Origin of the sequence: Halomonas sp. ANAO-440 (assembly GCF_019915905.1) — a bacterium.
GTDB classification, from domain to species: domain Bacteria; phylum Pseudomonadota; class Gammaproteobacteria; order Pseudomonadales; family Halomonadaceae; genus Halomonas; species Halomonas chromatireducens.
The window spans coordinates 1-22,618 of record NZ_JAHXBV010000009.1 but is presented as its reverse complement, the minus strand read 5'-3'; the positions used below and the strand labels follow the sequence as shown (position 1 = coordinate 22,618).

The following is a 22,618-nucleotide window of genomic DNA, read 5'->3' as shown; positions in this document are numbered from 1 at the left end:
CGGTCGGAATCGCTTACTGGGCAGCCTTGGCCTTCTCGACGATGGCAGCAAAGGCAGCCTTCTCGTGAACAGCCAGATCGGCCAGCACCTTGCGGTCGATCTCGATACCAGCCTTTTTCAGGCCACCGACGAAACGGCTATAGGACATGCCGTGCTGACGAGCACCCGCGTTGATACGCTGGATCCACAGGGCACGGAACTGACGCTTGCGGTTGCGACGGTCACGATAGGCATACTGGCCTGCCTTGATGACAGCCTGCTTGGCCACGCGGAATACGCGCGAACGAGCGCCATAGTAGCCCTTGGCCAGCTTCAGTACTTTCTTGTGACGACGACGAGCGACGACACCACGCTTGACACGAGTCATAGCTTTCTCCTGACGTTAAAATAGAACAAGCAGAGGCTTACAGGTTCGGCAACATGCGCTGAACGAGGGCCTTGTCGGCGTCGTGGATAAGCTTGGTGCCACGCAGATGACGCTTACGCTTGGTCGACTTCTTGGTCAGGATGTGGCTACGGTAAGACTGCTTGTGCTTGAAGCCATTGGCAGTCTTCTTGAAGCGCTTGGCAGCGCCACTATTGGTCTTGATCTTCGGCATGAGTCAATTCTCCGCTCGAGTTTTTTAGAAAATCCGTGGCCTATGGCCGGCAATGACGCCGACCATCCGTTTAACTGGCCGTCGGATCACTTCTTCTTGGGGGCAATGATCATGATCATCTGGCGCCCTTCCATCTTGGGGAAGGACTCCACGGTCCCGATCTCGTCGAGATCCGCAGCGATCCGCTCCATCAGCTTGCGGCCGATGTCCTGGTGCGCCATTTCACGGCCGCGAAAACGCAGCGTGACCTTGCCCTTGTCGCCACCTTCGAGGAATCGGATCAGGTTTTTCAGCTTGACCTGATAGTCGCCCTCGTCGGTGCCAGGCCGGAATTTGACTTCCTTGACCTGAATCTGCTTCGTCTTCTTCTTTTGAGCTGCCTTCTGCTTCTTCTGCTCAAAGACGAATTTACCGTAATCCATGATCTTGCAGACGATGGGGTCGGCATTGGAAATCTGGACGAGGTCCAAACCGGCCGCTTCGGCTCGCTCCAGTGCTTCACTGGTGGGCACTACGCCCAGCTGCTCGCCGTCGCTGTCGATCAGGCGTACCTGATCCTCGGTAATACGGTCGTTCATTGGGGGGCGCTTGTCCTGAGGACGTCCGCGCTGGCTGCTTCGCTTGATCGTTCCGTCTCCGTTCCGGTAATTGACAGTGTCGTTACCAACCTTCGGCCCGAACACGCTCGATGAATTCATCGACGGTCTGGACGCCGAGGTTTTCGCCGGTGCGGGTGCGCACGGCAACCGAGTCGGCTTCGACTTCCTTATCCCCTACCACAAGGAGATAGGGAACTTTCTGCAACGTATGCTCGCGGATTTTAAAGCCGATCTTCTCGTTCCTCAAGTCCGCCTTGACGCGAAGACCGATTTTCTGCAAGCGACGCTCCAATTGTACCGCATAGTCGCGCTGTGCATCGGTAATTGTCATCACCACCACCTGCTCGGGCGCCAACCAGAGCGGCATCGCCCCAGCGTAGTGCTCGATCAGGATGCCGATGAAGCGCTCGAAGGAGCCGAGAATGGCCCGATGCAGCATGACCGGCGTCTTGCGCTCACCGTCCTCATCGACGAATTGAGCGTTCAAACGGCCGGGCAGATTGAAATCCAGCTGCAGTGTACCGCATTGCCAGACCCGATTCAGGCAATCGCGCAAAGCGAATTCAATCTTGGGTCCGTAGAAGGCGCCCTCACCCGGCTGCAGCTCCCATTCAAGGCCGGTGGCATTGAGTGCCGCCTCCAGTCCCTGCTCGGCCCGGTCCCACAGCCCTGCCTCGCCCATGAAGCCATCGGGGCGAGTCGACAGCTTGAGCTCCACGTCGTCGAAGCCCAGCTCCTTGTAGACCTTGAGCGTCAGGGCGATGAAGTCTTCCGCTTCGGCCTGAATCTGCTTCTCGGTGCAGAAGATGTGCGCATCGTCCTGGGTAAAGCCGCGCACCCGCATCAGGCCGTGCAGTGAACCGGAGGGCTCGTTGCGATGACAGCTGCCGAATTCCGCCAGGCGCAGGGGCAGGTCACGGTAGCTCTTGAGCCCCTGGTTGAACACCTGCACATGGCAGGGGCAGTTCATCGGCTTGACCGCGTATTCGCGCTTCTCCGACTCGGTGGTGAACATCAGGTCGCTGTAGTGCCCCCAGTGACCGGACTTCTTCCACAGCGACAGGTCTACCACCTGCGGAGTGCGAATCTCCTGGTAGCCGTGCTCGACCTGTACCTTGCGCATGTACTGCTCGAGCGCCTGATAGATGGTCCAGCCATTGGGGTGCCAGAACACCATCCCCGGCGCCTCCTCCTGAAGGTGGAAGAGGTTCATGCGCTTGGCCAGCTTGCGGTGATCGCGCTTCTCGGCCTCTTCGAGGCGCTTGAGATAGGCCTTCAGCTGCTTCTTGTCACCCCAGGCCGTGCCATATACCCGGGTCAGCATCGGGTTGCTGGCATCGCCACGCCAGTATGCACCGGCCAGCTTGGTCAGCTTGAATGCCTTCAGGTGCCGGGTGTTGGGCACATGGGGCCCCCGACACATGTCAGTATATTCCTTGTGCTGATAGAGCCGAATCGTCTCCCCCTCGGGAATCTCACGGACGATCTCCTGCTTGTAGGGCTCATCGCGATGCAGGAAGGTCAGCATCGCCTGATCGCGGTCCACATACTCGCGAACGACGTCATACTCCTCATCGATCAGCGCCTTCATGCGCGTCTCTATAGCGGCCAGATCGTCCGGGGTGATGGAAGCACCAAAGTCGATATCGTAGTAGAAACCATCGTCAATCACCGGACCGATGGCCATCTTCGCCTCGGGATAGAGCTGCTTGACCGCATGGCCGATCAGGTGAGCGCAGGAGTGACGAATGACCTCGAGACCTTCCGGATCGCGGGCGGTGATAATTGCCACTTCGGCGTCATGATCGATGACATCGGCAGCGTCCACCAGTGCGCCGTCAATCTTGCCGGCGACACAGGCCTTGGCCAGGCCAGGCCCGATCGATTCGGCCAACTGCATTACGGAAAGGGGTTCGTCGAAGGTTCTCTGGCTGCCATCCGGCAGGGTCACGATGGGCATTGAAGCGTCCTTGTGCGCAGTGGTGATCCATACCAGGGATCACGTGCCGCAGTTAGTGGCGTAGTTCAAAACAGTTAAAAACAGTCCATGACGGGTCACGACAGCCGACAAGACTACCAGATGCCCCCCTTCTCACGCCACGCCATGAAAGCTCGCCGTGGCAGGGCGGGGGTACGGAACGGAACAGGGGCACCCGAAGGTGCCCCTGTCTACTGCAAGCGGCCTTGATTCAGGCCCCCGGGTCCGATCGTGAGATCAGTCCCAGTTGACGATTTCCACGCGACGGTTCTGCGCGCGACCTTCGTCAGTCTCGTTGGTGGCGACCGGACGCTCTTCGCCATAGCCAACGGTAGTCATGCGATTCTGATCGATACCGCGAGAAACGAGGAAGTCCCTGACGGAATCGGCACGACGCTGGGAGAGGCCCTGATTGTACTGGGCAGAGCCAACGTGGTCGGTATGACCTTCGATACGAACACGCATATCGGGATTCTCACGCAGGGTATTCGCCACCTGTTCGAGCTCGCGGTAGGCACCTTCACGAATTTCGGAAGAATCGAAGGCGAAGGTAACTTCGCTATCCAGCACTACCGGTTCAAACTCGGGTGCAGGTGCCGGTGCAGGCTCCGGCATCGGCTCGGGCTCAGGCTCGGCAACCGGTGCTGGCGTACGGTCGGCACACAGCAATGCACCAATAGCGGCACCGGTAGCGCCACCAACACCAACACCCTGGTCCTCATCGGAGCTGCCGCTGACGGCATAGCCGATGCTGCCGCCGATCAGGCCACCAGCGACACCACACACCACAGGCTGCTGATACCAGGGACGATCTGTTGAGGCAGTCGCCCCACCCTGAGTATTTGCACAGCCGGAAAGACCGATGACGAGAGCAGAACCTAACAGCAAGCCAGTCGTAGATTTTTTCATTACAAGACTCCTTCTTGATTCATCTTCGGGCAATCCATTGTCGAGGACCCGAAATATCCGGGAATTCTGGGACCCGGTTCTTCACAGTGTAGGCCTTAATCAGCCACTCTCAAAGCATAACCTAATTCAACTGTCCGAGAATTAGGCAGGCTCGACGCCAAGCGCAGAAGACTATACAAGCCTGCGCAGACAATCAAAGCGTTGCATCGAAATATTACTGTACAATACATGTACAGCATAGTCATGTCCAGGCCGTGCTTGCCTCAATGGAGGCTGCCGGGCCAGGTCCGACGAAATTCCAGCACCTCGGCCGCGGCCTTCAACACTGGCTGGCGCAGCTCTGCCTCCACCTCCAGCCGCTCGCGATCCTCCCGCATCCTGTCGCGCGGGGTGAGCGCCTTACGTGCTGAATGGGTATGCAGGTGCTGGGTCCGGGCATAGACCTCGCCAAAGGGACGAAAGGCCGGACGCTCCAGCAACTGGGGGTCGAGTATCTCCAGCAACACCTTGCAGCGCCACGCCCCCTCGGTGACGTCCACTTGCTCCTGCAATAGCGACGAGGCGACGATCTCCAGATTTTCCAGACAGTTGGTGTGAGCGCGCTGGATCTCATCCTGCTTGGCGGCTTGCCGGCGATTGATCTCACGCCAGAGCGTGAAGGCGTAGGCGCCCATACCGGCAATGATGGCCACGCCCACCGCGAGCAGGATCAGGGCAGTCGTTGTCGTCATGGCTTCTTCCAGCCTGTGGTTAAGAATTAGCTTGAATTGTACCTCAGCCAGGGGCAGGCAATACACTCAGGGCAACAGATGAGCCACCAGGGTAGCATCCCAGGCTCAACATCGCCCCGCCGGCACCCTCCAGCATGCCCTGCCCTGCTGTAGTGTCCCACTCACAGGTTGGGCCGACTCGCGGATATAAATCGGCACGGGAAAAAAGAGGCAAGGAAAGGAAATGAGGGAGCGGGCGAGCCGACAGGGCGCCGAGGTTTCGACGCCCTGCCATTACAACGCCCAGAGGGCTGCGTAGTGATCAAGCAGGAGAACCCCGAACACGCCAAGTATATAGCGGATAGAGAACCAGAATGCGGCCAGAGGCGCCTCGGGATCGTGGCCTCGCCAAACCTTCCAGTTCCAGTACATGAAGCGGCTATTCAGTGCCAGAACGCCAACCAGGTAGACCGCGCCGCTCATGCCGATGACGAACGGCAACATCGTTACTGCCACGGTCAACCAGCCGTATAGCCATACCTGTAGCCGAGTGAACGCCTCACCATGGGTAACCGGCAACATGGGGACCCCGGCCCGGGCATACTCATCACGCTTATGGATTGCCAGCGCCCAGAAGTGAGGCGGCGTCCAGGCAAAAACGATCAGCAGCAGCAGCAGCGGCTCCGGACCCAACTGGCCGGTTACCGCCGTCCAACCCAGGAGTGGCGGTGCCGCGCCGGCAACACCGCCGATGACGATGTTCTGTGGCGTGGCCCGCTTTAGAAACGCGGTATAAATCAATGCATAGCCAATCAGCGAGCCAAGCGTCAGCCACGCCGTCAATGCATTGACCTGCCACAGCAACAACAGAATTCCCGACACGGATAGTAGCGAGGCCCAGGCCAGCGCAAGCCAAGTCGGCATTCGCTGGCTGGCCAGCGGCCGACGCGAGGTCCGCAGCATCATGGCATCGAGCCGCCGATCGACCACATGGTTGAACGCAGCGGCCCCACCAGCCGCGAAGCCAATCCCGGCCAGCCCGAAAATCACCGTACTGAGCGGGGGCAAGGCCGGTGTCGCCAATGCCATGCCCACCAGGGCACAAGCCAGCATGACGACGACTACCCGCGGCTTGCACAGGGTAAGCAGATCCTGTCCGGTCCAGTCGGCAGCATCCTCGGTATTGAAGGGAGCCCCCAGGGTGCGCTTCAATCCCGTTCGCTTGATTACCGCATTAGACATGCGCCCACTCCTTGTCCTTTCGTATTGTAGTCTCATCCTCCACCGCCTCACGCCAATGCCATACCGCCAATGCCAGGCACAGCACCAACGCCACGGCCCCGGCGGTATGTAGCAGGGCAAGCCAAAGCGGCAGCCAAAGCAGGACATTGGCGACCCCCAACCCCAGTTGCAGCACGTATATCCCCACCACGCCGCCCAGCCAAGGCCGCAGGCGTGACTCATGCCAATAGCGGACCGCCAGCGCCAGCAGGACCAACCCCAGCAGGAGCGCACCAATGCGATGCCCCTGATGAATGGCGACTCTTGCATCGGCATGCAGCTGCCCATGCAGGTAGTTTGGCCCGACCGTCTGGGTCAGATGAAAACCCTCGCTCCAGTCCATCTCCGGCCACCATTGGCCATTACAAGTGGGGAAGCCCTGGCAGGCAATACCGGCGTAGTTACTGGAAACCCAACCGCCGAGTGCAAGCTGCAGCAATAACAGCAGCAGTGCAAGGCCCCACAGCGGCGTAAGCCGGCGCCTTGGACGCTCCCCCGTGTCCCCGGCGGCATATCGCCTAAGCCGCAAGTGCAACCAGAGGAATAAAAGCAGCACGGCCAATCCGCCCAGCAAGTGCATCGTCACCACCTGGGGCCAAAGCTTCAGGGTAACGGTGAACGCGCCGAAAGCCCCCTGCAGCAGGATCACGACCAGCAGCGCCACGCTCACGCCCCAGGGATACCCCTGGCGTTTACGCAGGCCGGCTCCCGCCACCAGCAGGGCGATGACCAGCAAACCCAGCGCGGAAGCCACATAGCGATGAATCATCTCGACCCAGGCCTTGAAGACTTCCAGAGGCGCGTCCGGTGAATGGGCCATGGCCCGCTCGGCGTCAGGTACGACAAGACGGCCATAGCAGCCCGGCCAGTCGGGGCAACCCAGGCCAGCATCCACCAGCCGCGTCCAGACACCCACCAGAATCACGGCACTCGTGAAGAAAACACCCACCAGACTGAGGCTGAGCAGAAGTCCCAGCCGCGACGACCCTTGATGGCCTCGCGTCGATATGTCCTGCATTGGTACATTCCTTATCGATCCTGACTGCCACTCGATGATGCCTACCCTGATCGTGAGAGGCGACCGCTGGCGTTTCAGCGATTACCGACCTCTAGCTCCGGCGCCGCTCGCTTTTCCGGATTCATGCGCAATAGGTGGCTGATGTCATCCATCACATCGCGGAGTTCCACTTCGCGGGCGTATGTCAGCACCGCCTCACCCCGTGGATCGACCAACCAAACACGGCCCGGCGAGTGCCATTCCGGCGTATGGGTCCATTGTGCCACGGACTCTCCCGGTAGTGCCGGCCCATCGCCACCGATACGCAAACGGCTCACCCTGGGCGCTTCTCGCCCCAGGGCCCGATGGAGGCGCCACCACTGGTCAGCCAATGCCTCACATTGCGTAGAGCAATCGAAAGCCAGGATCCAATCCCCGGGCTCCAGCGCCTCGAGAGGCTCGACCAGAGGCCAGTTGGCAAGGGCAGGCACTGCCGGTGCCAATTCACCGTGAGCCGTACGCTGCTCTGGAATACCAATGCGCCACTCCACCATGATCCAGGCGGTAGCTACCGGTATGGCGAAGATGGCAATCAACGCCAGAAGCTTGAAGCGCTGGCGACGCGCCCTCTGGCTATCCTTCTCGTTAATGTGTTGCTCGGCCGGCTTTTCTCGCACGTTTCTACCTTAATCTGATGACAGCTCCCAGCGTGCCCAACCAGCGGGCTACCCTTCTTTGGGAGGCTCTGTAGGAGGTTGTTTCGACAGAGGTTCCAGCCCCTGCGGTGGGTAATCGTCAGAAGCGAAGCTTGCACGCCGATCCCGGGCCAGCCGACGCCCTCCGACGATCATCATGACCAGTGCCGCCAGAGCCAGGCCCCACCACTGCACCGCGTAACCGACATGTCGCTCAGGGGGCATCACACTGGGCTCCCACCATGGTTCGAGCAGACCGCCACCCTCCTCCAGGTGGAGCCAGCCATCGTGGGCGAACCCGGGCGACTGGCTCCAGGCAGCAAGATTCATCTGCTGCAGCCGCAGCCCCTCGCGGTTCGGACCATAGAGCGGCCCTGAATCGCCGGCCTCTTGCCAGCGACCTTTTAGCGTGACCTGACCCTGAGGCGTATCCACTTCGGGTGTCTCGCGCACCGGACCGGTGGCCATGAAGCCACGCTGTACCAGCCATAGCCGGCCATCCTCGGTGCGCAATGGCGTCAATGCTGCCACACCCACCTGGCCATTGAGTGTACGATTATCGAGGAACAGGGTGTCGTCAGCCTGGTACTCGCCTCGCAGCGTCAGACGCGTACCATCAGGAGGAGCCGTCAAGGGTGCCTCGAGCGTTGGCGCGGCGTCGAGGTTGGCCAGATAGTCGCGCTTGTCGTCGGCCCGTTCCCACTGCCATAGTCCGAGAGCCAGACCGAGTGCCACCAGCAGCGACCAGAGCACGCACCACAGGCCCAGTCGCCAGCCAGGAAGACGCATCGTCGGCATCCCCTTTCCCCCTGCCCCCTGACCCTTGATGGAGTAACTCATGCTGCTGAAGATCCTGATCGCCGTTGTATTCCTGGCCATGGTGACCAGCCTGGCAGCCGGCGTCGGCTTTCTGCTACGAGACGACAGCCAGTCCCGCCGCCTGCTGGTGTCACTGAAGATCCGCGTTGGATTGGCCGCGCTACTGCTCGCCCTGCTGTTCTACGGCTTCTATTTTGGCGACCTGGGCACCGCCTGAACACCCGACGCCTCACGACGAACTCCCGCCCGGCCACACCGGGCTGGACGGGAGATATCGTATCATCGACTGGTGAAGGGGGATGCGCTTGTTGAGCCTCAGAATACGTAGACAAACAGGAACAGCCCTACCCAGACCACATCCACGAAGTGCCAGTACCAGCAGGACGCCTCGAAACCGAAATGCTCCTCGGGTGAAAAGTGACGCTTCATTACCCTCACCAGCATCACGATGAGTATCAAGGTACCGACGATGACATGCACGCCATGGAAGCCGGTCAGGATGAAGAAGGTTGCACCATAGATGCCAGCCTCCAGGGTAATGCCGTAATGGGCGTAAGCCTCGTAATACTCCACACCCTGGATGACGATGAAGGTGAGGCCCAGCAGTACCGTGCCGGCCAGCCAGTTGCGACAGATCTTGCGATGGCCTTCCTTGAGCGCCTCGTGCGCCACCGTCAGGGTAATGCTTGAAGAGATGAGGATCAGCGTATTGACCAGCGGCAGATGCCAGGGACTGAATACTTGTGCCGGCCCGGAAATCGAGGGGTCAGGCGGGCTCAGCAACGGCCAGTGGGCGGTAAATTCCGGCCATAGCAGCGCCGTTGGCCCCTTGGTGCCCTCGCCCCCCAGCCATGGGATGGCAAACATGCGCACATAGAACAGCGCACCAAAGAAGGCAGCGAAGAACATCACTTCCGAGAAGATGAACCAGCCCATACCCCAGCGGAACGAGCGGTCCATCTGGGCATCATAGAGGCCGCTGCGCGATTCCACCACGACATCGCGGAACCAGAGCGCCATCACGGCCACCACCCCCGCCAACCCCAGCAGCATGATCAAAGTGCCGCTCCCATGCACCAGCACCATGCCGGTGCCGACCATCATCATGCCTAGTGCCAGGGAGCCCAGCACCGGCCACTTGCTGGTTGCAGGTACGTAATAGCTGCCACTCATGCCTCATCTCCTTCAATGGTCTTCGCAGCGGCCTGAAGCGGCGCCTTCTTGCCTTCAACGGGATAGAGCGTATAGACCAGGGTGACGGTGTTGATTTCGGGGGGTAGATCGCGATCCAGCTGGAAAACCAGCGGCAGCTCGAGCCGCTCGCCTGCCTCAAGCCGCTGCTCCTCGAAACAGAAGCAGCTTGCCTTGCGCACGTGTCGCGTAGCAGTCGAGGGCGAGACACTGGGAACCGCACGACCCCAGCTCTCCCCACTGCTCTGATTGTTGAAGCTGAAATTCACTTCGGATGTCTGGCCCGGATGAATTCGGACCTGGCGGGTCTCGACTTCCATGCGCCAGGGCAAGCCGGAGCCATTGCGGGTGATGAACTGCACGGTCACCATGCGCGAATCGTCAACATCATCATGGACCAATGCCTGGGCGTTGGTGTCCACCTTGCCGTTGATGCCGGTGACGCGGCAGAACACGTCGTACAGGGGTACCAGGGCAAAGGCGAAGGCGAACATTCCCACCAATGCCGCGACGCTCCGCCATACCGTGCGCCTGACCCTCACTTCCTGAGTATCCGTCTCGTTCCGACTCATGCTTCGTTCCTCCTGTCACATGCCGATACGCCGGCTCAGTGAGCCGGGCGCTGGTAGTTCGGCGGTGTCTCGAAGGTATGCAGCGGAGCCGGGCTAGGCACGCTCCACTCGAGGTCGTCGGCATAGTCGCCCCAGGCCGCAGCCGGCGCCTTCTTGCCACCCCGCACGCACATGATCACCACGGCCACGAACAACAGCTGGGAGAAACCGAACATGAAGGCACCGATGCTCGACACCATGTTGAAATCGGCAAACTGGAGGGCATAGTCGGGAATCCGGCGCGGCATGCCGGCAAGCCCCGAGAAATGCATCGGGAAGAAGGTCAGGTTGACGCCGATCACAGACAGCCAGAAGTGCCACTGGGACAGGCGCTCATTGGGGTAGTGCCCGGTCCACTTGGGCAGCCAGAAGTAGACCCCTGCCATAATCGCGAAGATCGCGCCCGGCACCAGCACATAGTGGAAATGCGCCACGACGAAGTAGGTATCGTGATACTGGAAATCGGCCGGCGCGATGGCAAGCATCAAGCCCGAGAAGCCACCGATGGTGAACAGCACCACGAAGGCCAGGGCAAACAGCATCGGCGGCTCGAAACTGATCGAGCCCTGGAAGAGCGTGGCGATCCAGTTGAATACCTTCACCCCGGTGGGTACCGCTATCAGCATGGTGGCATACATGAAGAAAAGCTGCCCCGCCAGCGGCATCCCCACCACAAACATATGGTGTCCCCAGACCATGAACGACAGCAGAGCGATGGCCGCAGTGGCGTACACCATCGATGCGTAGCCGAACAGGCGCTTGCGGGCGAAGGCGGGAATGATCGCCGACACGATCCCGAAGGCCGGCAGGATCATGATGTAAACCTCGGGATGGCCGAAGAACCAGAACAGGTGCTGGAACAGGACCGGATCACCCCCACCCGCGGCATTGAAGAAACTGGTGCCGAAGTTGATGTCCATCAGCATCATGGTGATCACCCCGGCTAGTACCGGCATCACGGCGATCAGCAGGAAACCGGTGATCAGCCAGGTCCACACGAACAGCGGCATATCCATCATGCGCATCCCCGGGGCACGCATGTTGAGGATAGTGGCAACGATATTGATTGCCCCCAGGATCGAGCTGATACCGGCGATATGCAACGCGAGGATGAAGAACGTCGTCGAGGGCGGTGCATAGGTGGTAGAGAGCGGCGCGTAGAAAGTCCAACCGAAGTTGGGCCCACCACCCGGCATGAACAGCGTAGACAGCAGCAGCCCGAACGCCACGGGCAGCAGCCAGAAGCTGAAGTTGTTCAGGCGCGGCAGGGCCATGTCCGGCGCACCGATCTGCAGCGGAATCATCCAGTTGGCAAGTCCGGTAAAGGCCGGCATGACAGCGGCGAAGACCATGATCAGGCCATGCATGGTCGTCATCTGGTTGAAGAATTCCGGATTGACGAACTGCATGCCGGGCTGGAAGAGCTCCAGGCGCACCACCAGGGCAAAGATCCCCCCGATGAAGAACATGACCAGCGAGAAGATCAGGTAGAGCGACCCGATCTCCTTGTGGTTGGTAGTCAGCAGCCACCGCATGAGGCCCTTGGGGGGCGCTGCATGGGCGTGTCCATGCCCAGCTTCCGCGGCGGTGCTGCTCTGCTCGAGGGTAGGCTGAGGAGGTACCTTAGGGGCCATCGGAAATCTCCAGATTCATTGTCTTGTTATATCGGCGCAAGGGGTGGCCACGGCGTGAGTGCCGTGGCCGTGATCAACGTTCCAGCCGCTCGGCAATTTCCGCGGGCTGTACCGCATCGCCGGTGTCGTTGCCCCAGGCGTTGCGGGTATAAGTGATCACCGCAGCGAGCTCGACAGGGTTGAGCGTGGTACGGAACGACGGCATGGCAGTACCGGACACGCCATTGATGATGACATCCTTGTGCCAATCGACATCGTCCAGCATCTGCTCGTTGCCGGCCAGTGCCGGGAACGCCGGCGGAGAGCCCTGACCTTCCACCTGGTGACAGGAGGCACAGATGCTGCCGTAGACGGCTTCACCACGCTCCATCAGCTCATCCATTTCCCAATCGCGATCGACGCCAAGCGCCTCCTCGGCTGCCATCTCCTTGCGCTCGGCCAGCCAGGTCTCGAAGTCATCTTCTTCCATGGCGTGAACCACGATCGGCATGAAGGCGTGATCCACCCCGCACAGTTCGGCGCACTGGCCGCGATAGATCCCCGGCTCGTTTATCCTGACCCAGTTTTCACTGATGAAGCCGGGGATAGTGTCCTGCTTGACGGCGAAGTCAGGCACCCACCAGGCGTGGATGACGTCGTCGGAAGTAAACAGGAAACGCACCTTGCGATTGATCGGCAGGACCAGAGGCTCGTCGACCTCCAGCAGGTAGTTCTCACCGCGAACCTCGTCACCGCGTATCTGTGAACGCGGTGTCGCCAGGTTCGAATTGAAAGCAACATCTTCACCGAGATATTCATAGCGCCAGCGCCATTGCTGGCCAGTGACCATGACGTCCAACTCAGCATCAGAGGGATCATAGATCTTCTGCAGCGTCGCTGTGGCAGGGATGGCCATGCCGACCAGGATCAGCAGCGGTACCGCCGTCCAGATCACTTCCACGGTGGTGTTTTCATGGAAGTTGGCCGCCTTGGCGCCCTTGGAGTGGCGGTAGCGGATCAAGGAGTAGAACATCACCCCGAACACCACCACGCCGATGACCACGCAGATCCAGAATATGGCCATGTGCAGATTGTAGATTTCTCTACTGAGGTCTGTTACCCCCACCGGCATGTTCCAGCCACTGGCCAGAGCCGCCTGGCTCGAGCCGACAAGGGACAGGCCCCCTGCCAACCATACGAGCAGAGTGCGCATCGACGCCTCCCGATGTTTGTAGTTGTCGTAGAGCGGAAACCCCGAAGGTCAGGGACGGGGGCCCTCACGCAAGCGCAAGAACATTAGCCGCTTCTGCAAAGATTATATGAAGTCGGGGCCGGAAAGTCACTGCTCCTGCTCCCGTCTTCTGACAAACGCTCCAATCAACGCAGCGCATCAAACCCGGGCCAGCTCAACCTGCTGCCCAGATAGCCACCACTGCGATCACGCCCACAAACAGCAGCGCCATGATGATACCCACGAGGATAAAGGCCATCGGATTGCCCTTCTCGAAATCCTCACGCCTCTGCTGCTCCTTCTGCACACCCAAAAAAGCCGCAAGCACCGACTTGACCACCTTCCACATGCCTGATCTCCACGGCCAGTTGGGACGCTTACAGCATGCCACAGCAGTCACGACTTCGGGAAATCAAGTATTCAAAACAACACGAAAAACCATGCTGCAACGCAGTAGAAATACCGCCAAGGCTCCCGCTCTGGGCTACACTTCAAGTAGGAGACAAGCCCTGTTTTACTGACCTCTGGAGTACGACATGACCACCAAGAAATCGGCCGCCAACCCCAGCGCACCCTTTGAGGCTGCCCAGCCCATCATGGAGTGGTGGACCAAGCAGTGGATGCAGGGTGCGACCCCAATGACCCGCATGCAATTGGCCTGGATGGAGAATCTGTCTGAAATCATGCAGCAGGAGGCCCGTTTTCTCTCGGCCCTGGCCGAGGCCAGTCAGCGCATCGCCAAGTGCTACGACACCAACCAGGGCGATCCGATGAAAATGAACGAGTGCTATCAGGAACTTGCCAAGGAAGTGGCGGAACACCATATGGAAAGAATGAAAAATGTCGCGAACCTGTCCCATGACTTTCGTGCACGCATCTGGGAGGAGATCTAACGATTGATAGCGCTCAGCCTAATCCGAATGCCCTGACCACCAGTGGCAGCAGGAACGCTGTCAGCAAGCCCGTCAGCGCCATGGCCAGCCCTGAGAAGGCGCCGGCTACCGCCCCGATCCGAGCAAAAGCATGGGCGGTACCGAAGCCGTGAGCGGCCAGCCCAAGGGTAAAGCCCTGGACGCCGGGGTCGCGAATTCCCATTACCCGGAATAGCAGCGGCCCCAGCGCACAGCCAATCGAGCCGGTCAACAAGACCAGTCCCGCCGCCAGCGAGGGAATACCCCCCACCTGTTCGGCGATGCCCATGGCAATTGGGGACGTCACCGATCGCGGCGCCAGGGTTAGTACGGTTTCGATCTGGGCCCCCAGCGCCATGGCGATGGCAATCGTGGAAGCAACGGCGGTAAATATTCCCACCAGACAAGCAAGCAGCAAGGGCCACAGCAGCCGTCGGATGCGCTCACGGTGATCATAGAGCGGAATGGCCAGTGCCACGGTGGCAGGCCCGAGCAGAAAGTGGATGAATTGCGCCCCCTCGAAGTAGGTGGCGTAATCCATGTCGACCAAAAGCAAAAAGCCAATGAGCATGGCGATGGCCAGGGTCACTGGATGCACAAGGGGAGTCCCCCCCAGCACGCGATTGATTCGCACTGCCACCATGAAGGCCAGCAAGGTGACCAATAACGACAGCAGTGGATTGCCAGACAGGTAGACCCATAGCTGATCCAGGGCAACGACGCTCATTGCGCTTCGCCTTGCCGATAGCGGCGCTGCATGCGCTCCAACACCCACGCAGTAACCGCCAGGGTCAGCGCCGTCGAGATAATCAGTGTCGCAACGATGGGCCAGAAATCCATGCCAATCAGCCTGGCATGCACCATCAATCCAACCCCGGCAGGCACGAACAGCAGTGTCAGGTAGCGCAGCAGCCCCTCCCCGGTAATGCGCAGACTGCTGGGTACCCGACCTAGCACCATCAGGCCCAGCAGCAGAATCACCATACCCACCACCGGCCCCGGGATCGGCACCCCCAGCCCACGCGCCACCAGCTCACCGGCGAACTGGCAGGCCAGCAATACGCTCATCCCCATGATCAACGGCATGCCAGCCCCCTTCTGCTCGTCGCAGCGTTCGCTCAATGCGCCTTGTGCGCCTCGTCATTGGAAACCGGCACCGGCTGGGAGCCCGCATCGTCGAGGTCTGCCCACGGCTCCCGCGGCGCCTCGGCGCGCTCACCGGTACGAGCCGCATAGCGCTCACGATGCAGCGCCTTGAGCAGACCGGCAATCATCAGCATGATCACCACCGAGAAAGGCAGGGCCGCCATGATCACGGCCGCCTGCAGAGTCTCGAGCCCACCCGCCATCAGCAACACCGCCGTCAGCAAGCCCAGCAGGCCACCCCAGAGTATACGGTGAGCCGTGGGTGGTTCGGGGTCGCCCCCTGCCAGTATGGTATTGATCACCAAGGTGCCGGCATTGGCCGATGTAATCAGGTAGGTGGCGATCAGCAGTACCAGCACGGCAGATACGCCCTGCCCCAGCAAACCGAGCCCCATGGCATCGATGGTGGCAAAGAGCGCCGTGGCCACGTCAGCCTCCACGGCGGCCACGATGCCACCGGTGCCAAACAGCTCATGATAGAGCGCGGTACCGCCAAAAAGACCGATCCATACAATGGTGATAAGCGTGGGCACCAGAAGGACGCCCATGACGAATTCACGGAAGGTACGCCCCCGTGACACCCGGGCGATAAACATGCCGACAAACGGCGACCAGGCCAGCCACCACCCCCAGAAGAACACCGTCCACTCTGCCTGCCAGCCATCGTCACGGGTCGCATTGGTATGGAACGTCATGCCCATCAGGTTCTGAATATAGTCCCCCGCGGACTCGATGGTAATCGCGATAAGGTACTGGGTTGGTCCGAACAGCAGCATGAACAGCACCACCGCGATGCTCAGCCAGAAATTCGCTTCCGACAGCAGCCGCACGCCACGCTTGACGCCGGAGACCACGGAGAATGTCGCCACGCTCATGATCACGGCGGTGACGATCAACTGCAGGGTCAGCGAAGACGGCAGGCCGAATACGGCGTCGAGGCCCGCATTCATCTGCTGAACGCCAAGCCCGAGGGTAGTGGCAATGCCGAATACCGTACCAAAAACTGCCAGCACATCGACGGCATCTCCCAACAGCCCATCGGTTCGCTCGCCGAACAGTGGCTTCAGGCCCGAACGGATGGTGAGTGGCATCTTCCAGCGATAGGAGAAATAGGCCAGGACCAGCGCCACAAAAGAGAAGATGGCCCACCCATTCAAGCCCCAGTGGAAATAGGTCAAGCGCATGGCCACGCGAGCAGCATCAGGGCTCATGCCGTCGGCGATGAAGGGGTTCTCCTGAAACTGCAGTATCGGCTGGGCCACCGACCAGAACAGAATGCCAACGCCAGTCCCTGCCGCGAACAGCATCGCCACCCAGGAGAAGAAGGTGAACTCCGGCTGTTCGAAGTCGCTGCCCAGGCGTACGTTCTTGTAGCGGCCGGTGCCCAGCCAAATCATGAACAAGAGGAGAAAGGCCACCAGCAGCACGTAATACCACTCAAGAAACGGGTCCAGAACGGCACGCACCAGGGCCAGGCCATGGCCCAACTGCTCAGTAAAGAACGCGCCGAAGATCAGGGAGACCACCACGACCACGAACGTCACCAGAGTTACCCGCGGGTTCAGACCCTTCAAAGGGCCGCGCTGAGCCTGTTGGTACATGGACGTATTCCTTTGACGATGATGAGCATTTGCCGATGTTCATCATAAAGCAATGGTCGCCTCCCTTCACGGCAAGCTCGGCGCCTCGCCGCGACCAACCCCTTGTAAAGGCAAGCTTATGAAAGGAAAGTACAAAAGAGGCTTTCCATTTAGAAAGGAACGCGCTAGTATACGCCTCGTTCTCGGGGTACTGGTCAAGGCCAACCAACCCGAAAACCGGGGAAACCCGGGGTTGTAGAACGACTGTCGGAGCGTGGCGCAGCTTGGTAGCGCGCTGCAATGGGGTTGCAGAGGTCGCAGGTTCGAATCCTGTCGCTCCGACCAATAGATTCAAGAAAAACCGCCGCTTACGGGTCATGCCGAGTGGCGGTTTTTGGTTTTTTCCCCTCCGAAATTTCTAGGTTCCAAATAGGTTCGAGCGGTCTATAGCATGCTGAAAAGGTGCCAATGCACAAGCCAATGTGAGCGAACCTAGACTGGTACCCACACCACAACCTGGCCAATCGCTCACAGTATGCGAGACGGCCATACCAGGACCAGTAGTGCACTGGAGTGGTCTCCGAAATTTGGGCCAGGCACTAAGCTCTGAACAGACCAACCAGGAAAGCCTGATCATGAGCAAGAAACGTCGGCAGTACATCAGTGACTTCAAGGCCAAGGCAGCCTCGCGCGCTATAGAAGCGAGATAAGACCACCTTGGAGTTGGCCGCTCGCTTCGAGGAGCCGCCGTCCATGTTGAACCAGTGGAAGCACGAGCTGCTGGACAACGCCGCCGGATACTTCAAGGGCTCCGAGTCTGGTACAACCGGGCGAGGCCTCATTAAGGATTGGACGATGTGCCACCAGATGAGGTGTACTTCCCTCAACCACTGACCCAGGCGCGCTGATGCCGACAATTACCCGAAAGCTTAAATGACCTGACAGGTGATCCGAAGGATGGGTTCCACCTCACCCGGTATCAATACAGATGGCACAGCATCCAGGAAATATCCATCACGATGACGCAACGTCCTCTGGCAACGTATCTCACTGGCTTGATATTTTTGAGTATCCTGCCCCTTGTCCTGCTGTCTGCCTGGTGGGCATTTCATAGCGTCCAAGGCCGCGGCCAGGAAATACGTGTGGAAGCTCAGCAACTAGCTCACAACACAAGCAATTCTATCGATCACTATTTGGATACGCGCATTCGTGCTTTGTCGATGCTAGCTGTTTCACCTCTGGCGGATGACCCCATGCAGTGGCAGCAGCTCTACGCCGAAGCGCAAGGCTTCCAGCAAAGCTTCGGAAACCACGTGGTTTTTTCCGGTGTGGGCGATCCCATGCGGATGCGCTTCAATACCCGCGTGCCATACGGGACGGAACTTCCGCCACTTCCCCGCCCAGACGGTAGTGCAGCTGCGCCCCAGGCTCTCACCACGGGACAGCCCGCAGTCGGCGACAGCTTCATGGGTCCGGTCGCCAATGAGACCCTGGTCGCCATCGTGGTGCCTGGAATACGGGAGAGTCATGTCACCCACTTGATACTCAGCACCCTGGAAGCCAAACAGCTTCAGCAGCGACTCGACTCACTGGTTCTCCCCGACGCGTGGACATTGACCCTGACCGATAGCCGCGGGGGGCATTTGGCACATCGCGGTGCTCTGGCTGGTGACGCTGCAAGTCCGCAGCAAACGGCAGAGACCTTTCGCGTTTCGTCCGAGCTATCTCCCTGGCACATCACTGTGTCAGTTCCTCAATCGGCCCTCGATGCCCCACGCCAGAAGCTCGCTGTTACCCTAGCGCTACTGATCTTCATGGCAACATTAAGCGGTGTGATCGGTGGCCATTGGGCGGCGCGTCGCATTCGTCGTCAGGTAGCCTTCTTGGCGGATCCCAAGTTACCAGTTCCGCCTGCTTCCATTCGTGAAATCGCCGATGTCAGGAAACGACTTGAAGACCACGCCCAACAACTCCGCGTGAGCGAAGCCCGTCACCGCGAGCTGTTCGAGGCCAATCCTCATCCGATGTGTGTCTACAGCCTTGATACGCTGGCCTTCCTGGCAGTGAATGATGCCATGTTGAGTCAATATGGCTACAGCCGTGACGAGTTCATGCGGATGACCATCAAGGATATCCGCCCGCCGGAGGATATTCCCCGTTTGCTCGCTAACGTCGAGCAGGTAGCCGAAAATGCACAGGCGCTGGATAGCGCGGGGATCTGGAAACACATCACCAAAGACGGCCGATACATCGACGTCGAGATCTACTCTCACCTTCTTCGCTACAGCGGCCAGCCCGCCGAACTGGTGTTGGCCCATGACATCACCGACCGACTTCGCGTCGAGGTGGCCCTGCGAGACAGCGAGGCCGAATTTCGCACCCTGATCGAGTCGATGCCTCAGATTGTTTGGGTGACACGACCAGACGGCTGGCACCTGCAATACAACCAGAGCTGGTTCGACTTCACCGGGCTGACGCTAGAAGAGAGCCTCGGCCACGGCTGGAATCCGGCTTTTCATCCGGATGATCGGCCGCGTGCCGCCAGGCGATGGCAGGAGGCGATCACTACGGGGACCCCCTACGAGATCGAGTATCGGCTGCGTCGCGCCGACGGCGCCTATCGCTGGATGCTCGGACGTGCCCTGCCTTTGCGTGACAGCACCGGCCAGATTGTAAAGTGGTTCGGTACCTGTACCGACATCCATGAACTCAAGCGTACTGAGGAACGGCTCACTGAGGCGCAGCGTATCGGTAGGATTGGCGACTGGGAATACGATATCGCAACGCAGTCTATTAACTGGTCCAGACAGGTTTACGAGATTCTTGGTCGGGATCTGACACTGGGACCGCCACGCAGTCTTGAAGAGCATGCCAAGCTTTACGCACCGCCTAGCCATCGCGTACTCATCGAAAGAGTCGAACTTGCCATCGCCTCAGGAGAGCCTCAGGAGTATGAGCTTCTCGTCGCACACCCGTCTGGGAAGGAGGTGTATGTCCGGGCCATGGCGGTACCGAGCAAGGATTCACAAGGCCGTGTCAACGGCCTCTACGGCACGATCCAGGACATCAGCGAGGAGAAGCGCGCCGAACGAGCCTTGATGACACGCGCACACCAGCAACTGCTGGTAGCCGACTTCGGGCGTTTGGCACTGTCCACAAAAGACATACAGAAGGTCTTCCGGAAGGCGGCCGCGCTGATAGCCGAGGGCCTGGGCGTGGGTTACGCCAAAGTGCTGCTCTGCGACGAATCCAGCAATACTTGCACACTGGTGGCTGGGACCGGATGGTCCGCGGATTGGATTGGTCGCAAGACCTATCGCGACAGTTCGATCTACTCCCAGGCTAAACACGTATTTGATTCTCAGGAACCGTTGGCCATCGAAAACTTCCGTGACGAGACGCGCTTTTCACCCTCGCCGCTACTAATCCAGCATGGCATCGTTAGTGGGGTCAACGTGGTGGTAAAGGGGATCGAGCATCCTCTGGGCGTCCTCGGCGCTTACGCCCGAGAGTCGCATCGTTTTTCTTCCGACGACATCCGCTTCCTGGAGAGCCTTGCCAATACCCTAAGCACTGCAATCGAGCGGCGGATTGCCGATGAGCGGCTTACCCACATGGCCCTTCACGATGCGCTGACTGACCTGCCGAACCGCTTCCTACTCACCGACCGCCTGAACATGGCCTTTGCGGATGCCCAACGGCACGGCCAGCACCTAGCCTTGCTATTCCTCGACGTGGACCGTTTCAAGAACATCAACGACATCTACGGCCATGCCTTCGGCGACCAGATTCTCATAGAGATTGCCAAGCGGTTACGTGGGGTCATGCGAGCCATGGATACCATCAGTCGCCAGGGGGGAGATGAATTCCTAGTGGTGGTGCCAGAACTGCGCAATGATCAGGAGGCCGAATGCGTTGCACAGAAAGTGCTCGGAACATTTGTAGCCCCCTTCCAAGTGGAGGATACCCAGGTGGTGCTCTCCGCCAGCATCGGGATTGCCTGTTTCCCGGCCGATGGCCAGGAAGCAGAGACCCTACTGCGCAATGCCGATGCCGCCATGTATGTTGCCAAGGAGCAAGGGCGCAACTGCTACCAGTTCTACGCCGCAGATATGCATGCCAAGACTATGGAGCATCTCATGCTGGAAGGGGATCTCCGCCGGGCAATCGAGAACCACCAGCTCCACCTCGAATATCAGCCACAGCTCGACTTGACGACCGGCGCCATCATCGGACTCGAAGCCCTGGTCCGATGGCGGCACCCCACCCATGGCCTTGTGTCTCCCGGGAAGTTCATCCCCATCGCAGAGGAGAGCGGCCAGATCGTACCTATCGGAACCTGGGTCCTGGAAGATGCATGCCATCAGCACGCCCGCTGGATCGCCGAGGGATTTGAAGTCGGCACCATCGCGGTCAATGTCTCAGCGAATCAGTTCCAACAGCCTGACTTCGTCAACGTAGTGGAGGCCGTATTGAAGCGCACCGGCCTGACCGCAGACCGCCTGGAGCTGGAGTTGACGGAAAGCATGGTCATGCAGGGTGTGGAAATCGTGCTAGATAAACTCAGTCGCCTGCACACCCTTGGCATCAAGCTGGCGATTGATGATTTCGGTACCGGTTACTCTAGCCTGAGTTACTTGAAGCAATTTCCGCTACACCGGCTCAAGATCGACCAGACGTTCACCGCCGGTCTCATAGAGGGTCGAGAGAGCCATGCCATTACACAGGCAATCATTCACATGGGTCACAGTCTGAGCCTCAATGTACTGGCGGAGGGAATCGAGACCGTGGAACAAGCAGAGCTGCTTAAAACCATGGCATGCAACGCGGGGCAAGGTTATCTTTATGCCAAACCGCTACCTGCCGAGGAAGTCAGAGAATTTATTCTGTCCCGAGAACACGATATACAGTCGGGTCCCGGGTGATAGACTACCCGTTTGGTAAATAGCTCAGACCGTTTGTCCTGCAATTTTTTCATCGCTGCAATCGGTGATTGCTGGTGCAGCGCCTTCTGCGGGATATGGTGATTATACAGCCAGCAATAGCGCTTGAGGGTCTGTTCCAGGTCTTCACCTGATTCATAGCGCCGGGTAGCAGCCAGCACATCGCTGACACGGCCGTTGAATCGCTCCACCATCCCGTATGTTTGTGGCCGTCACGGCTTCCAACGGCTATATAGGCAGATTGCCGACCACCACACTGGACTGCTTTGACCTCACGGCATCGGCTCCCATAGAACGGGCAGCGTGTGTAGATCTCATCCAGCGCATGGCATAGTTCGAGGTCGAGAGATACCAGTGGCCTGGGCTTCGGCTGAGCATAAACCGTCGACCTGGCAACACCCGACAGTGTGCATTGCTGGACCAGCGGCACCTCGTCTGAAGGATCGATCCAGCTACGGCAAGTCACGGCAGGTTGATCCCGGAGTTTTTTCAGCCAGTCGAGCTCCATCTTCAGACGGCCGATCTCGCTGTAAAGCTTCTCGTCGGTCTGGTACTCAGCCTTCGGCTTGGGACCAGACTTCTTGACGAACAGCGTCGAGGAATCCTCGAGCAGGTCCTTCTTCCACTGGCTGACCTGCACCGGATGAACCCCGTACTCCTGTCCGATTTCGTTGGCTGTCTTGAGCCCCCGAACCGCCTCAAAAGCCACCTTGGCCTTGAACGCGGGGGAGTGGTTATTCCGCTTCTGGCTCGCCATGAAGTGGTCCAATTGGAGCGGACACCCCGATAAGCCTCATAATGGAGG

At 59.4% G+C, this 22,618-nt stretch carries 21 protein-coding genes, 1 tRNA gene and 1 pseudogene; 4 read left to right on the top strand and 19 right to left on the bottom strand.

What is annotated here, in order from left to right:
- Positions 1-13: 13 nt before the first annotated feature.
- The 10 genes from rplT to KZO25_RS08180 all read right to left on the bottom strand — a co-directional run bounded on the left by rplT (position 14) and on the right by KZO25_RS08180 (position 8,566).
- Positions 14-367, bottom strand: coding sequence for a 50S ribosomal protein L20 (gene rplT, locus KZO25_RS08225; RefSeq protein WP_043517631.1), 354 nt, complete (start codon positions 365-367; stop codon positions 14-16).
- Between the two features lie 37 nt (positions 368-404).
- A complete protein-coding gene (gene rpmI, locus KZO25_RS08220) occupies positions 405-599 on the bottom strand; it encodes a 50S ribosomal protein L35 (RefSeq protein WP_043517630.1) in 195 nt (64 codons plus the stop codon).
- 86 nt (positions 600-685) lie between these two features.
- Complete coding sequence (infC, locus tag KZO25_RS08215) at positions 686-1,297, bottom strand: translation initiation factor IF-3 (protein WP_262488908.1); 612 nt, start codon at positions 1,295-1,297, stop codon at positions 686-688.
- Positions 1,260-3,158, bottom strand: a complete 1,899-nt coding sequence (thrS, locus tag KZO25_RS08210; protein WP_223136571.1) for a threonine--tRNA ligase — start codon at positions 3,156-3,158, stop codon at positions 1,260-1,262. The genes infC and thrS overlap by 38 nt, the downstream gene beginning before the upstream one ends.
- A 255-nt stretch (positions 3,159-3,413) precedes the next feature.
- Positions 3,414-4,085 (bottom strand): OmpA family protein, encoded by a 672-nt coding sequence (locus KZO25_RS08205; RefSeq protein WP_223136570.1) that lies wholly within the window; start codon positions 4,083-4,085, stop codon positions 3,414-3,416.
- A 263-nt stretch (positions 4,086-4,348) separates the two neighbouring features.
- Positions 4,349-4,816: a DUF2489 domain-containing protein gene (locus KZO25_RS08200; RefSeq protein ID WP_223136569.1), complete on the bottom strand. Its 468-nt coding sequence runs from the start codon at positions 4,814-4,816 to the stop codon at positions 4,349-4,351.
- Positions 4,817-5,089: 273 nt separating this feature from the next.
- Entirely contained in the window at positions 5,090-6,037 is a 948-nt protein-coding gene (gene cyoE, locus KZO25_RS08195) for a heme o synthase (protein WP_223136568.1), read from the bottom strand.
- Complete coding sequence (locus KZO25_RS08190; protein WP_223136567.1) at positions 6,030-7,094, bottom strand: COX15/CtaA family protein; 1,065 nt, start codon at positions 7,092-7,094, stop codon at positions 6,030-6,032. The genes cyoE and KZO25_RS08190 overlap by 8 nt, the downstream gene beginning before the upstream one ends.
- Positions 7,095-7,168: 74 nt before the next feature.
- A complete protein-coding gene (locus tag KZO25_RS08185) occupies positions 7,169-7,750 on the bottom strand; it encodes a hypothetical protein (protein ID WP_316935595.1) in 582 nt (193 codons plus the stop codon).
- 48 nt (positions 7,751-7,798) lie between these two features.
- Positions 7,799-8,566 (bottom strand): SURF1 family protein, encoded by a 768-nt coding sequence (locus KZO25_RS08180; protein ID WP_316935593.1) that lies wholly within the window; start codon positions 8,564-8,566, stop codon positions 7,799-7,801.
- A 40-nt stretch (positions 8,567-8,606) separates the two neighbouring features.
- Between KZO25_RS08180 and KZO25_RS08175 the strand changes: the two genes are divergently transcribed.
- Positions 8,607-8,804: a DUF2909 family protein gene (locus tag KZO25_RS08175; RefSeq protein ID WP_066451713.1), complete on the top strand. Its 198-nt coding sequence runs from the start codon at positions 8,607-8,609 to the stop codon at positions 8,802-8,804.
- Between the two features lie 98 nt (positions 8,805-8,902).
- Here KZO25_RS08175 and KZO25_RS08170 read toward each other — a convergent pair whose 3' ends face one another.
- The 5 genes from KZO25_RS08170 to KZO25_RS08150 form a co-directional block, all read right to left on the bottom strand.
- A complete protein-coding gene (locus tag KZO25_RS08170) occupies positions 8,903-9,760 on the bottom strand; it encodes a cytochrome c oxidase subunit 3 (protein ID WP_223136565.1) in 858 nt (285 codons plus the stop codon).
- Positions 9,757-10,350, bottom strand: a complete 594-nt coding sequence (locus KZO25_RS08165) for a cytochrome c oxidase assembly protein (protein WP_066451717.1) — start codon at positions 10,348-10,350, stop codon at positions 9,757-9,759. Before KZO25_RS08165 ends, KZO25_RS08170 begins: the two co-directional genes overlap by 4 nt.
- 35 nt (positions 10,351-10,385) lie before the next feature.
- The gene (gene ctaD, locus KZO25_RS08160; RefSeq protein WP_066451720.1) at positions 10,386-12,023 is read right to left on the bottom strand and encodes a cytochrome c oxidase subunit I; all 1,638 of its coding nucleotides are present in this window, start codon (positions 12,021-12,023) and stop codon (positions 10,386-10,388) included.
- A 73-nt stretch (positions 12,024-12,096) separates the two neighbouring features.
- A complete protein-coding gene (coxB, locus tag KZO25_RS08155; protein ID WP_223136564.1) occupies positions 12,097-13,215 on the bottom strand; it encodes a cytochrome c oxidase subunit II in 1,119 nt (372 codons plus the stop codon).
- 193 nt (positions 13,216-13,408) lie between these two features.
- Entirely contained in the window at positions 13,409-13,582 is a 174-nt protein-coding gene (locus KZO25_RS08150; protein WP_083517640.1) for a DUF2970 domain-containing protein, read from the bottom strand.
- A 187-nt stretch (positions 13,583-13,769) separates the two neighbouring features.
- Between KZO25_RS08150 and KZO25_RS08145 the strand changes: the two genes are divergently transcribed.
- Positions 13,770-14,126, top strand: a complete 357-nt coding sequence (locus KZO25_RS08145; RefSeq protein ID WP_066451725.1) for a hypothetical protein — start codon at positions 13,770-13,772, stop codon at positions 14,124-14,126.
- 13 nt (positions 14,127-14,139) lie between these two features.
- On the opposite strand, the gene KZO25_RS08140 is transcribed toward KZO25_RS08145, so the two are convergent.
- Genes KZO25_RS08140 through KZO25_RS08130 form a run of 3 tightly spaced genes read right to left on the bottom strand, consistent with a single transcriptional unit; the run spans position 14,140 to position 16,891 of the window.
- Entirely contained in the window at positions 14,140-14,871 is a 732-nt protein-coding gene (locus KZO25_RS08140) for an LrgB family protein (protein WP_223136563.1), read from the bottom strand.
- Positions 14,868-15,266: a CidA/LrgA family protein gene (locus KZO25_RS08135; RefSeq protein WP_316935591.1), complete on the bottom strand. Its 399-nt coding sequence runs from the start codon at positions 15,264-15,266 to the stop codon at positions 14,868-14,870. The genes KZO25_RS08140 and KZO25_RS08135 overlap by 4 nt, the downstream gene beginning before the upstream one ends.
- Positions 15,263-16,891 carry a BCCT family transporter gene (locus KZO25_RS08130; RefSeq protein ID WP_223136562.1) on the bottom strand — a complete coding sequence of 543 codons (1,629 nt, stop codon included), beginning with the start codon at positions 16,889-16,891 and terminating at the stop codon, positions 15,263-15,265. Before KZO25_RS08130 ends, KZO25_RS08135 begins: the two co-directional genes overlap by 4 nt.
- A 247-nt stretch (positions 16,892-17,138) precedes the next feature.
- On the opposite strand from KZO25_RS08130, the gene KZO25_RS08125 reads away from it, so the two are divergent.
- Both KZO25_RS08125 and KZO25_RS08120 read left to right on the top strand, forming a co-directional pair.
- Positions 17,139-17,215: transfer RNA gene (locus KZO25_RS08125), tRNA-Pro, on the top strand.
- A gap of 674 nt (positions 17,216-17,889) precedes the next feature.
- Positions 17,890-21,795 (top strand): EAL domain-containing protein, encoded by a 3,906-nt coding sequence (locus KZO25_RS08120; RefSeq protein ID WP_223136561.1) that lies wholly within the window; start codon positions 17,890-17,892, stop codon positions 21,793-21,795.
- Here the strand turns inward: KZO25_RS08120 and KZO25_RS08115 are convergent.
- Positions 21,714-22,022 (bottom strand): annotated as a pseudogene (locus KZO25_RS08115) (integrase core domain-containing protein); the annotation flags it as partial. The gene KZO25_RS08120 and the pseudogene KZO25_RS08115 sit on opposite strands and share 82 nt — an antisense overlap.
- Between the last annotated feature and the right edge of the window lie 596 nt (positions 22,023-22,618).